This is a genomic window from Helicobacter pullorum NCTC 12824, from assembly GCF_017979475.1.
Taxonomy (GTDB): domain Bacteria; phylum Campylobacterota; class Campylobacteria; order Campylobacterales; family Helicobacteraceae; genus Helicobacter_D; species Helicobacter_D pullorum.
In genome coordinates this window covers 154,265-170,661 of record NZ_JAERIT010000004.1, presented here as the reverse complement: position 1 = coordinate 170,661, position 16,397 = coordinate 154,265, and the positions used below count along the sequence as shown (strand labels likewise).

Here is a 16,397-nt window from a genome sequence, read left to right as displayed (position 1 = left end):
ATGAAATTTAATAAAATTTTTATTGAAGTTACAAATACTTGCGGACTTTCTTGCTCCTTTTGCACACCGCAAAAACTTCCAAAAAATATCATCGACACAGAAAATTTCTCCACAATATGCCAAAAAATCACCTCACATACCCATTTATGCGCTCTGCATATTTTGGGAGATCCACTAACTTTGGACAATTTGCTAGATTATCTCAATATCGCAACAGCTCACAATATCAAACTCGACATTACTACTAGCGGATTTTATCTAAACCCAACCAACATTACCCTTCTTTTAAAACACCCTAGCATTCATCAAATCAATATTTCTTTAACCAGCGTTCTTTATCAAAAAAATTATCAGAATTTAGAACAGTATTTAGAGAATGTATTCTTGCTTTGTTCCAAGCATCAGATTCTAAAAAGTCAGAAATTTATCAATCTTCGTTTATGGAATCTCGATAAAAATTTCAATCCCCCCTCTATCAATCAACCCATTTATCAGCTTTTAACGCAATATTTTAATACCCCTCTTAAAATACCTAAAACCCGCCTATCTTATAAAATCCATCTCATACAACAGCCCTTTTTTGAATGGCCAAATATAGATTCTACAAACTCCTATACACAAGGCTTTTGCTATGGAGGAAGCAAACAATTAGGAATTTTAAACAATGGCGATATTGTGCCTTGTTGTTTTGATACCAAAGGGGAAATAAAATTAGGAAATATTTTCAAACAATCGCTAGAAGAAATCTATAACACCCAACGCTACAAAATGCTACTCAAAAATTTTCAAAAAGGGGTATTAGCAGAGGAACTTTGCAAGCATTGTAGCTACCCCCTTTATCTTTCTAATGCAAGAAATGTCGAATCCCTGTAAAATACAACGCTATGCCATTTTGATTAGCACATTCAATCACTTCATCATCGCGAATACTTCCACCCGGCTCTATTACCGCACTCACTCCCACTTTATGTGCCTCCTCTATGCTATCTTTAAAAGGAAAAAACGCCTCACTAGCCAATACACTTCCTTTCAAATCCAAGCCCATTTCTTCTGCTTTTCTTAAAGCTGCCTTTGTAGCATCTACACGACTTGTCATTCCCATTCCAACAGCCACCATTGCACTATTTTTCACATAAACCACACAATTTGATTTTACCAAACTTGCTATTTTATAAGCAATCTCCAAATCCTGCATTTGCTCCATGGTAGCCTTTTTATTACTCACGCATTTTGCATTTCTCACTTCGTCTTCTTGCACCTTATCACTATCTTGCAAAACAAAGCCACCCTCAATATGCCTAAAATCCTGCATATCTCTTGGAAACTTCAACACTTTGCCACCACATACAAAAATTTTAATTTTTTTCTTATTTTCAAAAACCTTTAACGCCTCACTTGTAATACTTGGTGCCACTAAAACTTCAATAAAAATTTTATTAATTTCTTGTGCCAACTCAATATCTACTTCTCCATTTACTGCCACAACTCCACCATAAGCAGAAACATTATCGCACTTTAAAGCCTCGATATATGATTCTAAAACATTGTTTTTGATTGCAAATCCACATGGGTTTGCATGTTTTACAATACAAACACAAGGTTGCTCTCCAAAGCTTGAAGCAATTTTCACTGCATTATTAATATCAGTTAGATTATTAAAACTAATCTCGCCCTTTAGAGTTTTAAAATTATTTGAATAAAAATCCCCAAACTCATAATACGCACCTTTTTGGTGAGGATTCTCGCCATATCTAGTGGGCTTTACAATTTTCCCCGCTATAAAATGCTGCTCTCCAAATCCTCCATTAAAACGCCCATTCATATAATTTGCAATCATACAATCATAATTTGCTGTATGCTCAAATGCCTTAATCATCATTGTTTGGCGAAATTCTATTGTATTTTGATTGTTTTTTAGAGCCTCTAAAACCCGCATATAATCATTAGGGTTAGTTACAATCAAAACTGATTCAAAGTTCTTTGCTGCTGCCCTCACCATTGAAGGACCACCAATATCAATATTTTCTACAATCTCATCAAAATCATCTGTTCTTGCGATTGTTTCTTTAAAAGGATAAAGATTCACACACACCAAAGAAATATCCCTAATACCAAATTCTTTGGCTTTTTGCAAATCATCTAAATTCTTACGGCGATGCAAAATACCCCCATGAATCTTAGGGTGTAGAGTTTTCACTCTCCCATCAAACATTTCTGGGCTTTGTGTGTATTCACTCACTTCTATTGCCCTTATTCCTTCCTCTCTAAGCGTTTTTAATGTGCCACCCGTAGATAAAATCTCATAACCAAGCTCTATAAGCCCCCTAGCAAATTCCACAATATTAGTCTTATCACTTACACTCAAAAGTGCTGTCATTTTATCTCCTTTTTTAAATTTTAAGCCTTAAGCAAACGCACAAATAGCCAAGCACTTATCAAAGCCAATATTCCAATAGGCATAATAACGCTAAATTCTGGTTGCAAAAATCCACTCATAGAGAGCCTAGAAAAACTAAATAATATGCCCCAAACTACCAAGATTCCCAAAATCATTCCCAAAGTAATACCTCCTAAATTAGCATAGCGATTTGAATTTGGAGTAAAGCCCGATAAACAAACCATCATCAAAGGTGCAAAAAATGGAAAAAGCAGCAAAACATACAAGGAAGCTCGCAATTTTTGCGTATTAATATTTTGCCCCTCTAAAAGATTCATTGCCTCAAAAGCATCAACAATAGAAATGCTCCCTTGTTTTTCATAAATATTATCCAATATTTTTGGTTTAAAGCCCACTAGTGTTTTATAAACTTTCTGTTCCTCCACCCAAAGAGGATTCTTGCCAACTTCAAGTTGGGGTTGGATTGTCGTAATTTTTGCATTCTCCAAAATCCATTCCCCCTCATTAAAAGTTGCCTTTGGTGCCTCTATAATTCGCAAAACCTCTTCATCTTCTACCTCAAATACTTGAATCCCTTCTGCACTCTGTAACAAAGGAAAAATCTTAGCAAAATAAATATAATTATTATCGTATTTGATAAATAAATCACTTTTATAACTTCCCAAATAACCTCTCTCTACAATCAAATCAACCTTTTCCTTTGCGTAAGCAAAAGGTGTAGCATTCAACAACACAAATGCACTTGAAATCAAAAACGCAATAGAAAAAATAGGCAAAAAGATTCTAGATTTTGAATACCCAAGTGCCAAAAAGGCTGTAAATTGAGAATTTCTAAGCATAGAAATAACCAATACAATTTGAGCCAAAATCAAAGAAAGAGGCAAAATAAAATTACTTGCATAAATAAAATCATAAAATACCAGCAAAACCACCAAATTTGCAGAATTTGGCAATTCATCAAGGTATTTTACCAAATCAATTGCAACAAAAAAACATTCCAAAGAAACAAATAAAACAAACAAATATTTAAGATACAAACCTCCGATATATCGTGCAAACAAACTCATTATTTTTCTTTTGTCTCTCTTTTGAGATTTAATGTATAAAGGCTTGAAATTTTGCTAGATAATTCATCTGGATTCTGCAACTTTGCAATTTCCAAAGCCACTCTCATGCAATATTCAATCAGCTCTATATTATCGTTTTCTTCTTCTTTGCTAAAATCCCCCAAAACCCAATCAATCACTTGTTCTTTGGCAGAGGGCTTACCAATCCCATAACGCATACGATAGTATTCATTGCCACATAAATTATCGATAGATTTCAATCCATTATGCCCTCCACTTCCTCCGCCAAATTTAAATTTGATTACACCAAATGGCAAATCAAGCTCATCATGAATCACAAGCATATCTTTGATTTTATAAAAGTTTTTGACAGCACTAACAGATTTTCCAGATAAATTCATATAAGTAGAAGGTTTAAGAAGTAAAATTTGGGAAGACTTATAGAGTTCCCCTTCAAAATTTTTATCAGATTGCTTGATTGCATTAAGGTTGGAAATTAGAGCATCTACAACTCTAAATCCGATATTATGTCGATTATTTTTGTATTTATCCCCTATATTTCCTAACCCTACAATCAAAAACATTTTATTAACGTGATTTAATTACACCCACAATAGCTACATCATCTCTTTCTACAATTTTTACACCTTCATTTTGAGGTAAATCACGTACTAATACAACATCTCCTACATCCAAATCAGTTACATTGATTTCATAATCTTTGGGCAGTTTTTCAGGTGCTGCTTTTACTTTAATTCTCTTTTTAGAAACCATCAAAACACCCTTATTTTTAAGTCCTTTTGCGATTCCAACAATTCTAACTTTCACAGAATACTTTGCTTCTACTCCATTTTGTGCCAACATCAAATCTACATGGATAATTTCACTTGTAATAGGGTCTTTTTGATATTCTTGAATAACAACTGGATATTTTTGAGAACCCACTTCCACTTCAAAAATTAAGTCAGTTTTATTTTTAACTTCTCTAATGAAATCATTGCGTTTAAAAGCACAATGAATATTTTCTCTGCCTTTTCCATAAATATTGGCAATTAGATAACCATTTTTTCTTAAAGACTTAGTATCAGCCTTTGAAATACTCTCTCTAATTATTCCACTTAACATTTAAAATCCTTAAAAAATAAAATAAGAAACTGCAATTATAGCCTTTTTTCTTAAAACTTAATTTAAATTAAACCAAACTTTCCAAAATTTTTGCAAAAGCATTTTTAAAATCTTCTAAGCCTTGTGCTAATAATTCATCAGAAACTTTTTGAATATCAATACCAGCTTCTTTAACTGCATTAAAATATTCTTCTAATTCTTCAAAGCTTGGTAAATAGGATTCTTGCAACTCATCTACTTGCATAAAAGCTTCAATCGTTGCTAGAGGTGCGGTATTGATTGCATATTGATGGTATAACTCTTTGATATAATAAGTAGCTTCCAAACTATCATCTTTCACCCCTGTACTCGCAAAAAGAGCCCTCACGCAAGGCAAAGAATAATCATTGATGATACGATAAAGATATTGAGCATTTTTCACTCCCAAAGTTGCCGCTGGTATCCCATTTTCTTTTAAAATCGCATCACATTTTCTATCAAAGCGTGAAACAAAAATACTTACAACCGCTCGAGGATAATCTTTGGATTCTTTTTTGGTGTTTTTCTTTAAAACCTCATATCCCCTCTTAAACGCTTCCATACAACCAATAGTTTGTTCTTTTGTAAAGACCAAAGTTGCATTCACCGAGATTCCTTGAGAAATTAATTCTTCCATTGCAGAAAATCCTGCCTTAGTAGCCGGTATTTTAATCATCACATTAGGATAGCCAATCTCTTTAAACAACCGCACACCCTCTTCAATAGTTGCCTTTGCATCATCACACAAGTTAGGATCAACTTCGATACTCACATAACCATCATTAGGATTATTGCTATAAATAGGCATAAGCAATTCTGCAGCTCTTTGAATATCGCTTTTGGCTAGAGATTCGTAAATTTCTTTTGGCTTTTTATCTCTTAGAGTATCTTTTTGTTCTTGATAACTTTCCTCCATAAAAGATTTTTGAAAAATTGCTGGATTACTCGTAGCACCTTGAATGATCCCACCTTCAATCATTTTTATAAATTCATTCTCCAAAAAATCTCTTTCAATTAAATCACACCACAAAGAAAAAGAAATATTATTTGGCATGCTTTTCCTCCTTAAAGATAATTTTTAATCAACGACAAATCTTTGGTATCAATCACAATATTTGCTGCTTTTTTTAAAATTTCTTTTGCACAAAATGCTACTTTTTTTTGTGCGTATTGAAACATAGAAATATCATTTGCACCATCACCAACTACTATTGTATTTTCATAACTAACGCCTAATAAAGTTTGGATTTTTTCAAGCATTCTACCTTTTGAATAAGCAAACATCATCTCACCACCTACTTTTCCTGTTAATAAGCCATCTTTATGGTGCAAAGTATTGCTAAAATGGACATCATATCCAAGTGCCTTTTTCCCAGCACTTACACCTTCATCAAATCCTCCGCTAAATACCACAACTTTATAATCTTTTTCTTTTAAAATTTCAATGATTTCTTTTGCACCTTTATTGTAAGTTAGTCCCTCACAAACTTCACAAACCTGTTGCAAAGGCATTCCTTTTAGAGTTTTCACGCGTTTCTTTAAACTATGATAAAAATCAAGTTTTCCAGCCATCGCTTCTTTGGTAATATCGCTTACCTCTTGCGTGCTCCCATGTGCTCTTGCCAATAAATCTATCGTTTCCCCATCCATCAAAGTAGAATCAAAATCAAAAACAGCAAGCTTCAAAATAATCCTTCTTAAAAACTAATTTTGTCAAATTATACCTCTAAAAAAATATAAGAAAATTTCAATTAAAAATTTGATTTTATTTTTTTATATTTCTTTAAAGAAAGGAAAAATTTCCCATTCTTTAAAGGAAGCTATTTAGGAGATTCCAAGTCTTTTTTCGAGTTTTACAATTTTGTCCCAAGTCTCAATCACAGAATCAGGATTCAAAGAAATAGAAGTAATGCCATTTTCTACCAAAAATTCTGCAATTTCTGGATAATCACTAGGTGCTTGACCGCAGATTCCACAATATTTGTTATGTCTCTTACAAGCTTCAATTGACATTTTAAACATTTTAAGCAACGCAGGGTTTCTTTCATCAAATACATGGCTAACAAGCTCTCCATCTCTATCAACCCCCAAAGTAAGCTGCGTAAGATCATTAGAGCCGATAGAAAATCCATCAAAAAGTTGCAAAAATTCATCTGCCAAAATTACATTCACTGGCAATTCACACATTACATAAATTTCCAACCCATTCTCGCCCTGCACAAGCCCATTTTTACGCATAATCTCCAAGACTCTTCTTCCTTCTTCTGGAGTCCTAAGAAATGGAATCATAATTTTCATATTGCTAAAGCCCATTTCATTTCTTACCATTGCCAAAGCTTGACATTCCCACTCAAAGGCTTGTCGGTATTGCTCAGAATAATAACGGCTAGCCCCGCGATATCCTATCATAGGATTTTCTTCGTGTGGTTCATAATCCTTTCCACCAACCATTCGACAATATTCATTAGATTTAAAATCACTAGTTCTTACAATCACGGGCTTAGGATAAAATGCTGCCGCAATCATTCCCACACCTTCTGCAATTTTTTTAATAAAAAAATCTTTGGGATTAGCATACCCCGACATAATCTCTTTTACACCTTCAATTCCGTCAAATTCTTTATTTCCATTGTGTAAATCAATCAGTGCTAGAGGGTGTGCTTTAATATAATTATTGATAATAAACTCCATTCTAGCAAGCCCAACTCCATTATTTGGAATCATAGAAAACGCAAAAGCTTTTTCGGGATTTCCAATATTCATATAAATTTTTGTTTTGGGTTGTTCCAATGAATCCAAATCTACTTTTTCTACTTCAAATTCATAAATCCCATTATAAACAAATCCATCTTCCCCCTCTGCACAAGAAACTGTTACTTCCATTCCTGTTTCTAATTTTTCTGTTGCCCCAACAGCTCCAACAATTGCAGGCACTCCAATCTCTCTAGCGACAATTGCCGCATGACAAGTCCTACCGCCACGATTAGTGATGACAGCAGCAGCCTTTTTCATCGCAGGTTCCCAATCTGGGTCTGTATTGTCTGTTACGAGAATCTCACCCTTTTTAAGCTCTCCCATATTAGCAATATTATCAATTACGCGAATCTTTCCTATGCCTATTTTTCCACCTACTGCCTTTCCACTTAGAAGAATCTCTTTTTGACCTTTATCTTTAAAAAAGTATTTTTCTAAAGTATTGCTTTGTTTTTTCATTTTTTGACTTTGCACAGTTTCTGGGCGTGCTTGGACAATAAAAATCTCTCCACTATTCCCATCTTTTGCCCATTCCATATCCATAGGGCGATATTCACCAGCCTCTTTAGAATAATGCTTTTCAATCAAAATCGCATAACGCGCTAGAGTCAAAACTTCATCATCACTCAAAGAAAAACTCTTTAATTCCTCTTCAGTGGTTTCTATATTTTTGGTAGGATGCTTTGCTCCGGGTGCTGCATACACCATTTTGATATTTTTATATCCCAACTGCCTTTTTAGTATAGGACGCTTACCCAATTCCAAAGCCGGTTTAAAAACATAAAATTCATCAGGATTTACAGTGCCACCTACAACATTTTCACCAAGCCCCCACGCAGAAGTAATAAAAACCGCATCTTTAAAGCCGGTTTCTGTATCAATACTAAACATAACTCCAGAACTTCCCTTATCAGAACGCACCATTTTTTGCACCCCCACAGAAAGGGCTACTTTAAAATGATCAAAACCTCTTGATGCACGATAACTTACTGCCCTATCTGTGAAAAGTGAAGCCATACAAGATTTAATATAATGTATTAGCTCTGTTTGCCCTTGCACACTCAAATAAGTATCTTGCTGTCCTGCAAAAGAAGCATCCGGTAAATCCTCAGCAGTTGCAGAACTTCTCACTGCTACATCCGCTTCTTCCATATTATATTCTTGACTTAAAATCCTATAAGCTTCCAAAATCTCTTCGCGTAAATCAGTCGGCAAAGGTGTCCCAAAAATCATATCTCTAATCTTTTTAGAACGCACATTTAATACATCAATTTCAGTTACATCAATCCCTTCAAGCAATTCTTTAATTTTTTCTCGAATTCCTCCGCTATCTAATAAATACCAATATGCTTCACTTGTAATTGCAAAACCATTTGGCACCTTGATACCCATTGGCACAAGCTCTTGAAACATTTCTCCAATACTTGCATTTTTTCCACCCACAACGGGCACATCTTTATTATTTAATTCCTTGAAAAACTTGATGTATTTCATTTTTCTTTTTCTCCTTAGTAAAGCACATAGACTTAAATCTGTATTCTATTTAAAATAAGTTTATCTAAATCTTAAGTTTATAATACTTTCAAATGCAGTTTGCTAAACTTTCAAAAAAGAAAGTAATTTTTTGTAAAATTTACTCAAAAAATGAAGCTAAAAGTTGTAAGGAAAAATAAAATGCAAAACCTAGAACAAATACTCAAACAACACAAACTCACGACAGAGGATTATCAAAACATTCTCAAGATTCTAAAAAGAGAGCCAAATTTAGTAGAAATTGGTATTTTTTCTGCTATGTGGAGTGAGCATTGTAGCTACAAATCTAGTAAAATTTATCTTAATGGATTCCCCACTAGAGCACCTTGGGTTATTCAAGGACCCGGAGAAAATGCGGGAATTATTGATATTGGTGGAGGATATGGAGCGGTTTTTAAAATGGAATCCCATAATCACCCAAGCTTCATAGAACCTTATGCTGGAGCTGCCACTGGAGTAGGTGGAATTATGCGTGATGTTTTTACTATGGGAGCAAGACCGGTTGCAAGCCTCAATTCTATCCGCTTTGGCAATATAGCCAAAAAAGATTCTATGGGTGCAAAACACCGCTATTTATTGCGTGGAGTTGTAGCAGGAATCGGCGGCTATGGAAATTGTATGGGAGTGCCAACTATCGGTGGTGAGATGAGTTTTGAAGATTGCTATGAAGGCAATATTTTAGTCAATGCTTTTACCCTAGGAATTGTTAAAAATGATGAAATTTTTTATGGCAAAGCCGAAGGAATCGGAAATCCGGTAATCTATGTAGGCTCCAAAACTGGACGCGATGGATTGGGTGGTGCTGTAATGAGTTCTGATAGCTTTAATGAGGATTCTAAATCTTTGCGTCCAACCGTGCAAGTGGGGGATCCTTTTACAGAAAAATTGCTTTTGGAAGCTTGCTTGGAATTATTCAAAAAAGATTTAATTGTTGGAATTCAAGATATGGGTGCAGCAGGACTTACAAGCTCAAGCTTTGAGATGGCTGGACGCAGTGGAAGCGGTATGATTATGCATCTTGATAAAGTCCCTACCCGTGAAGCAAATATGACCCCTTATGAATTAATGCTTAGCGAATCGCAAGAAAGAATGTTGATTTGTGCCAAAAAAGGATGCGAAGAGGAAATTATTGAAATATTCAAAAAATGGGAGCTTGATTGTGCAGTAGTGGGAGAAGTTACAAATAGTGGAAAAATGGAGCTATTTTGGCACAATGAAAAATGTGCAGAGATTCCCATCGCACCTCTAAGTGAAAATTCCCCTATCTTAAAACGCCCTGTAAGTGATAATCCGCAATATCTCAATAAAGTTGAATCTCTAAATACAAAAACTTTAGAGCAACTAAACCCCAATGAAATCTTCACCACCCTTCTAAAAACTCCCGATATTAGCGATAAAGCATGGGTATATGAGCAATATGATAGCACGGTGCAAACCAACACTCTAATTAAAGCTGGAAGTGGTGGGGCAAGCGTGATACGCGTAAAAGAAAATGGAAAAGGATTGGCTATGAGTGTAGCCTGCCCTATTCGCTTATGCTATCTCAACCCAAAAGAAGGGGCTAAACAAGCTGTGGCAAAAGTAGGTAGAGATATTGCCCTAAGAGGCGGTAGAGCTTTGGCAATCACGGATTGTTTGAATTTTGGAAATCCTGAAAATCCTGAAGTAATGTGGCAATTCAAAGAATCTTGTGAAGGTATCAAAGAATCTTGCAAAGCCCTCAATACTCCTGTTGTAAGCGGAAATGTTAGCCTTTATAACCAAACCAATCAAAGTGATATTTACCCTACACCAAGCATTGCTGGAGTGGGCATTGTAGATGATATTTATAATATTTTATCTAATGATTTTAAAGAAAATAATCTTGAAATCTATCTTCTTAAATCCAAACATTCTACACCACAATTTGGCGGCAGTCTTGTTGCAAAATATTTTGGCAATAGCATCAAAGATGATATTTCAAAAATTGCTTTAGAAGATGAATTATTTTTGTGGAATGTTTTAGCGGTTGCAAATGAAAGAAAACTCATTGAAGGGGCGAGTGATATCTATCAAGGCGGATTAGCTATTTCACTCGCAAAAGCTTGCATTAGAGGTAATATCGGATGCAAAAGCGTGGAAAATCTCGATAACAAATCACTCTTTGGTGAAGCTCCAACACAAGTTCTTATTGCAATTAAACCACAACACATTCAAGATTTACACAATCTAATAACAAATTCTAATCTGCAACTAGAAAAAGTTGCCACACTTGGTGGAGAAAACATAGAAATTGGCAATATTTCAATCCCGCTACAAGAAGCAAAGAGAATCTACTTTGATAGTTTTAGAGAAATTATCCAAACACTTTAGAATTATCCTCTTTTTGGGGATTATTCCCCTCTATTCTATGGACTTAGATAGTTTTTATCAGCAAGTTCATAAGCAAAGCCTACAAAAAAATTACATACACTTTCGCCATCGCAAACTGCTAAGTTTGGAAGCTTACCACCTCCTAACTCCACAAGAAAAACTCTCTTTAAAATATTCTTTGATTCTTATTTCTAGCCAAATTGAAAGTTTTATTTATCTAAATACACTAAGCGGCGTTGGAATCTCCACGCAAAAAGGTTCTCATCTACAATTTGACATAAAATACTATGAAACCCTAAAAGATATAGGAATTGGAGGAAAATTTCACGCAATGTGCGTCCTACCCTATTTTGATAAATGTATTTTGCTTGGCTTTGAGGCATTTTAATTTTTAAATCTTAGTTGAGCTTCCTTTTTGATTGCGTTAATTTTCCTATATAATCTAAAAATATCAAATTTCCACCACTCCCTATAAAACTCCAATATCGCCTCCCCAAGCCTATAAGGAATGCTTTGCTTTTCTTGCAAAATCTGATTGTAATCATATGCACTAAGGGGAGGTAATTTCAAATGCGGAAATTCTTGAATCTTTTTGTGATACTCTCTAAGCTTCCTTTTGTGTTTGAGGGTAATTTTTATCATTATTAAAGGCAGCTTCAAATACTCCCATTTACTTTTAAGATTCCTTTGAATCTCGATAACTGCATATCCAATTTTATAAGTCAAATGAAACCGCACCCTTTCATAGCCATAAGTCGTATTTGCCACAAACCCACCTTTGTATGGGGAACCGCCAGCTTTTAGCCAAACATTATAATACTCTTCCCATTCTCTCCAAACTTGATGACAAAGGCGATTATTCCAAAAACGATTATCTCTTCCATAAGCATGGACAAAATACACTTCATCATTGCTTAGCCAATGCACACTGCCTACATATTCTTTCCCAAGATTTTGTGTTTTTAGATTTTTTTCATAAATCAGCAAAGATAAAATGCCTTGATCATTTAGCCCATAAGCTACATCCGCACTTTTTTGATACACAAAAGCATAGCATTCCTTAGGATCCAAAATTGTATCATTCACCAAAACACTTCCAGAACGATAGATTGGATTATTTGCAAACTCTCCATTATAGTGAGGATACACCTCATTTAAGCGTTTCTTGCCTCTCTCAGCAGCAATACTAATTCCTTGCTCTTTTAATTTTGCTAAATGCTCCATTCCTTTTAGTATTAAAATATCAAAATCCAAATACAAAATACTTTCGCATTCTTCCAAAAATCTAAACACCTCAAAGCAAGCATACACCATATGTGTCCAACGCCCCAAAAAGCCACTAGAAAAATTAAATTTTAAAGCATTGCCTCCAAACTTCCTAAAATTCCCCATAAAAGTCTCTTGTGTAAATTCAGAAAAAACAATCTCGCTATTTTTAGAAAGCTTTTTCATCGCTTCCATATCTTCTAAACTAAATCCATCATGAATAATATAAAAAATATCTACAAAATCCCCCATTTTGTCTTTGATATTTGCAATCATAGTCCCAAGTGTGAAACTTGAATCTTTTGTGGCGGCTAATAAAATACCAAATTTATACTTCTTCAATTTATTCTCCAAATGGATTTATGAACTCTTAAGAGTGGATTTTACTATATTTTAAGGACATTTTCAATGCAAAATTGTCGGTTTTACACCGCTTAATCCACATTAATTTTTCACATATTTTGTTATAATTGCAAATTTTAAAAGGATTTTAATTGTTCAAAAGAAGCTTTATCCAATCATTACCGGTTTTAATGGGATATTTACCCCTTGGAATGGCATTTGGAATCCTTTTTTCTAAACTCCAACTTGACTGGTTTTATGGGATTTTAATTTCTATTTTAATCTTTACAGGTGCAGGACAATTTTTGCTTGTCTCTCTCATTTCTACTTACACTGGATTCTTAGAGATTGCCATTGCTTCTTTTATTTTAAATATCCGACACATTTTTTATTCCCTTGCCATCACTGATGAAATTAAGAAATTTGGGATTGTTAAATATTATATTCTTTTTGGACTAACTGATGAAACTTTTGCTGTGCTAAAGGCTAATCATGCTTCATTGAATCTCAATCAAAAAGATTTAGAAAAAAACTATTTTTATATTACTTTTTTCAATCATTGTTACTGGGTTTTGGGTAGTGGTATTGGAATCTTTTTGGGAAGCGGTATAGGATTCCAACCAGATGGGGTAGAATTTGCCCTAACAGCCCTTTTTAGCGTACTTACCCTTTCTCTTTTGCAAAACTCTATCAATAAAAAGCCATTCTATATCGGCTTAGTATTAGGGGTGATAGGATTGATTATTTTTCCTAGCAAATATTTTTTGCTCCTTAGCATTTTTGTGGGAATTTTAATTTTATTATTTGGCAAAAAATGGATAGATTATGCAAAATAATTTTGATACCTTTTATCTCATAGGGGCAATTTTAGCTGCCTCATTTGGCACAGCAATGACAAGATTATTGCCCTTTTTTGTTTTCAAAAACATAGCTAACAACAATTTTCTAAAATATCTCCAAGAAACAATGCCACTTTTAATTATGACACTTTTAATCTTTTTTAGCCTATTAGGAACACCTTGGCATGAAACTTATGGAATCTATGAAATTAGCGGAATCTTTGCTGCAACTTTGTGTTTTTTATGGTTTAAAAATTCAGTTTTTAGTATATTTATAGGGATTATTTTTTATATTTTTATGATAAGGATATTTTAATGATAAAAGTTTATGGTATCAAAAATTGCGGGAGCGTCAAAAAAGCACTTAATTTTTTAGAAGAACACAAAATTCAATATGAATTCATTGATTTCAAAAAAACTCCCCCAAGTCAAGAAGAATTAGAATTATGGCTCAAAACAATTCCCCTTGCAACTCTTTGTAATAGCAAGGGAACAACTTACAAAAAATTAGGCTTAAAAGATAAAAACCTCTCCCAAGAAGAAATTAAAGACTATCTTTTAAAAGAACCCACCTTGATTAAAAGACCGGTAATTAGCACACCAAATGAAACTATTGTGGGATTTGATTTAGAAAAATATGAGAAAATGCAATGGTAAAATATTGCTTTTTTATACTTTATCTTATCCTTTTTTGTGCCTGCTCACAAAAACCCTCACAAATCCCAATCCATTTGCCAAACCAAAACCCAAAAGATTATATTTCCATTAATGCAACCCTCAAAACTTCCTCCACAAAAGCCTTAAAACAAGAATATCTCAAGCATTTTTTTGCCCCTTTTTCTAAAAATCCAAAACACACTTCCACAGAAGTCAAATGGGGATTACAACAAGCTTTAAGAAATTATGGTTTTGGCGAGAATCTCCAACCCTACACACTCCAAGAAATCCAATTCTTAGAAAAAGAAGCGGATTTTGATAATTTTCCAAATGCAAAAAAACCTGCTATTATCACACGCTCTTGTGATATTAGAGTTTTGCCAACCAATAAACCACGATTTTTAAATCCAAAACAAGCAGGCGAAGGCTATCCTTTTGATTATTGGCAAAATTCCTCCATCTATCTAGGCACACCTGTGCTTATCACACATTATTCCAAATCAAAAAAATGGGTTTTTATAGAAAGCGGCTTTGTTAGTGGATGGGTAGAATCTCTTAATGTGGCGATTTTGGACAATCATCAAATCCAAAAACTAAAAAATACAAAAGATTTCTTAGTTGTCAAAAAAGACTATACACCTCTTAGAAATACCCATAATGAATTTTTAGAATCTGCACGCATTGGTATGCTTTTGCCCCTCATTGGTAGCACCAAAAATCTTTATGAGAGCTTTATTTTTACTCGCACCCAAAGAGGCTTTGCAAAAGAAGTTCAAGTTCATCTATCTACAAAAAACTTTACAAAATTCCCTATGCGTTTTTCTAGCCAAAATTATGCCTCCCTTGCACAAAATATCATCGGAGAAAAATATGGCTGGGGAGGAATGCTTGGAAATAGAGATTGTTCTATGTTTTTGCGGGATACTTTAGGAAATTTTGGCTTTTATCTCCCTAGAAACTCTCAAGCACAAATTGGCAAAAATCAAGCCACTTTTATAGATTTAAGCCACCTAAATCCGCCAGAAAAGATTCTAGCTATCAAAAACCATGCCATTCCCTTTGCAACTTTGCTTGGAATGAAAGGACATATTATGCTTTATATTGGGGAGATAAATGGAGAAATTTTTGCTCTTCATGATATATGGGGACTAAAAACGCTACAAAATGAAACACAAGAAGGGAGAAAAATCATTGGAAAAATCGCCATAACTCCATTGAATATTGGAGAGAATATTCAAGGAATCAATCAAGATACCCTGCTAATTAAAGGCATTTATGGAATGCGAAATCTTTTTAATATAGATGAGTTAGAATATGCAAAACAATAATCCTAAAAAAATAATTGAATGTAAAAATGTTAATTTTTATTTTACCAAAGAACGAATTTTGTATAATGTGGATTGGACAATTTATGAAAATGATTTTTGGGCAATCATTGGACCAAATGGGGGCGGAAAAAGCACTCTAGCACGCCTATTAGTTGGACTATTAAAGCCAAGTAGCGGGAAGATTCTAAAAAGCCAAAACTTACGCATCGGCTATGTGCCACAAAACACTTTCTTAAATCGCCATTTTCCTATCTCTACACTTGAAGTTGTGATGATGGGATTCTTAAAACCAAAACTTTTTGGAGGTTTCTTGCCTAAAAATGCAAAAAAAAATGCTATGGAACTTTTAGAGCAGTTTCATCTTGAATCTTATGCCGATAAAAAAATTGGAAGTCTTTCAGGAGGACAAAGACAAAGGGTTCTAATTGCAAGAGCATTGTGTGGGAATCCAAATCTATTAATCTTAGATGAACCAACAGCAAGTATTGACCAAAAAAACCAAAAAGAAATTTACGATTTATTACAAACTTTAAATAAAGAAAAGACTATAATTATGATTAGCCATGATATTTCAGTGTTATTAGGCTATGCAAAAAAAGTTTTATATGTCAATCAGGAAGCAAAAGAACATGAACTTCCTCAAATCAATAATCAAATTGCTAAAGAACATTTTTGCGAAGTTGAAATGTTAATGCAATCGCAATATTTTAAAAATTAG

Annotated in this window: 16 protein-coding genes; 8 read left to right on the top strand and 8 right to left on the bottom strand. The window is 34.0% G+C overall.

Annotated features, from left to right (window positions below; all coding sequences use genetic code 11):
- Positions 1–873, top strand: coding sequence for a radical SAM/SPASM domain-containing protein (locus JJQ98_RS04595; protein WP_210670780.1), 873 nt, complete (start codon positions 1–3; stop codon positions 871–873).
- Here JJQ98_RS04595 and purH read toward each other — a convergent pair.
- The 7 genes from purH to ppsA all read right to left on the bottom strand — a co-directional run bounded on the left by purH (position 845) and on the right by ppsA (position 8,856).
- A complete protein-coding gene (gene purH / locus JJQ98_RS04590) occupies positions 845–2,377 on the bottom strand; it encodes a bifunctional phosphoribosylaminoimidazolecarboxamide formyltransferase/IMP cyclohydrolase (protein ID WP_151104772.1) in 1,533 nt (510 codons plus the stop codon). The two genes, JJQ98_RS04595 and purH, sit on opposite strands and share 29 nt — an antisense overlap.
- Positions 2,378–2,397: 20 nt before the next feature.
- Positions 2,398–3,465, bottom strand: coding sequence for an LptF/LptG family permease (locus JJQ98_RS04585; RefSeq protein WP_065826509.1), 1,068 nt, complete (start codon positions 3,463–3,465; stop codon positions 2,398–2,400).
- Positions 3,465–4,049, bottom strand: a complete 585-nt coding sequence (pth, locus tag JJQ98_RS04580) for an aminoacyl-tRNA hydrolase (RefSeq protein ID WP_054198483.1) — start codon at positions 4,047–4,049, stop codon at positions 3,465–3,467. The genes JJQ98_RS04585 and pth overlap by 1 nt, the downstream gene beginning before the upstream one ends.
- 4 nt (positions 4,050–4,053) lie before the next feature.
- Positions 4,054–4,590 carry a 50S ribosomal protein L25/general stress protein Ctc gene (locus JJQ98_RS04575; RefSeq protein ID WP_005022879.1) on the bottom strand — a complete coding sequence of 179 codons (537 nt, stop codon included), beginning with the start codon at positions 4,588–4,590 and terminating at the stop codon, positions 4,054–4,056.
- Positions 4,591–4,657: 67 nt separating this feature from the next.
- A complete protein-coding gene (locus tag JJQ98_RS04570; protein WP_065836689.1) occupies positions 4,658–5,662 on the bottom strand; it encodes a transaldolase in 1,005 nt (334 codons plus the stop codon).
- A gap of 11 nt (positions 5,663–5,673) precedes the next feature.
- Entirely contained in the window at positions 5,674–6,294 is a 621-nt protein-coding gene (serB, locus tag JJQ98_RS04565) for a phosphoserine phosphatase SerB (RefSeq protein WP_005022876.1), read from the bottom strand.
- 138 nt (positions 6,295–6,432) lie between these two features.
- Positions 6,433–8,856, bottom strand: a complete 2,424-nt coding sequence (ppsA, locus tag JJQ98_RS04560) for a pyruvate, water dikinase (RefSeq protein ID WP_054195768.1) — start codon at positions 8,854–8,856, stop codon at positions 6,433–6,435.
- Between the two features lie 180 nt (positions 8,857–9,036).
- Between ppsA and purL the strand changes: the two genes are divergently transcribed.
- Both purL and JJQ98_RS04550 read left to right on the top strand, forming a co-directional pair.
- Entirely contained in the window at positions 9,037–11,247 is a 2,211-nt protein-coding gene (gene purL, locus JJQ98_RS04555) for a phosphoribosylformylglycinamidine synthase subunit PurL (protein ID WP_151104773.1), read from the top strand.
- A complete protein-coding gene (locus tag JJQ98_RS04550; RefSeq protein WP_247596687.1) occupies positions 11,213–11,635 on the top strand; it encodes a hypothetical protein in 423 nt (140 codons plus the stop codon). Before purL ends, JJQ98_RS04550 begins: the two co-directional genes overlap by 35 nt.
- On the opposite strand, the gene JJQ98_RS04545 is transcribed toward JJQ98_RS04550, so the two are convergent.
- Entirely contained in the window at positions 11,632–12,855 is a 1,224-nt protein-coding gene (locus JJQ98_RS04545; protein ID WP_151104774.1) for a glycosyltransferase, read from the bottom strand. The genes JJQ98_RS04550 and JJQ98_RS04545 overlap by 4 nt on opposite strands.
- Positions 12,856–13,007: 152 nt before the next feature.
- Between JJQ98_RS04545 and JJQ98_RS04540 the strand changes: the two genes are divergently transcribed.
- The 5 genes from JJQ98_RS04540 to JJQ98_RS04520 are packed head-to-tail and all read left to right on the top strand — an operon-like array spanning position 13,008 to position 16,397.
- Complete coding sequence (locus JJQ98_RS04540) at positions 13,008–13,691, top strand: AzlC family ABC transporter permease (RefSeq protein ID WP_060663313.1); 684 nt, start codon at positions 13,008–13,010, stop codon at positions 13,689–13,691.
- A complete protein-coding gene (locus JJQ98_RS04535) occupies positions 13,681–14,010 on the top strand; it encodes an AzlD domain-containing protein (protein WP_054195765.1) in 330 nt (109 codons plus the stop codon). The genes JJQ98_RS04540 and JJQ98_RS04535 overlap by 11 nt, the downstream gene beginning before the upstream one ends.
- Complete coding sequence (locus JJQ98_RS04530) at positions 14,010–14,351, top strand: arsenate reductase family protein (RefSeq protein ID WP_151104775.1); 342 nt, start codon at positions 14,010–14,012, stop codon at positions 14,349–14,351. Before JJQ98_RS04535 ends, JJQ98_RS04530 begins: the two co-directional genes overlap by 1 nt.
- On the top strand, positions 14,345–15,679 hold the full coding sequence (locus JJQ98_RS04525) for an SH3 domain-containing C40 family peptidase (protein ID WP_151104776.1): 1,335 nt from the start codon (positions 14,345–14,347) through the stop codon (positions 15,677–15,679). Before JJQ98_RS04530 ends, JJQ98_RS04525 begins: the two co-directional genes overlap by 7 nt.
- The gene (locus tag JJQ98_RS04520; protein WP_005022860.1) at positions 15,666–16,397 is read left to right on the top strand and encodes a metal ABC transporter ATP-binding protein; all 732 of its coding nucleotides are present in this window, start codon (positions 15,666–15,668) and stop codon (positions 16,395–16,397) included. The genes JJQ98_RS04525 and JJQ98_RS04520 overlap by 14 nt, the downstream gene beginning before the upstream one ends.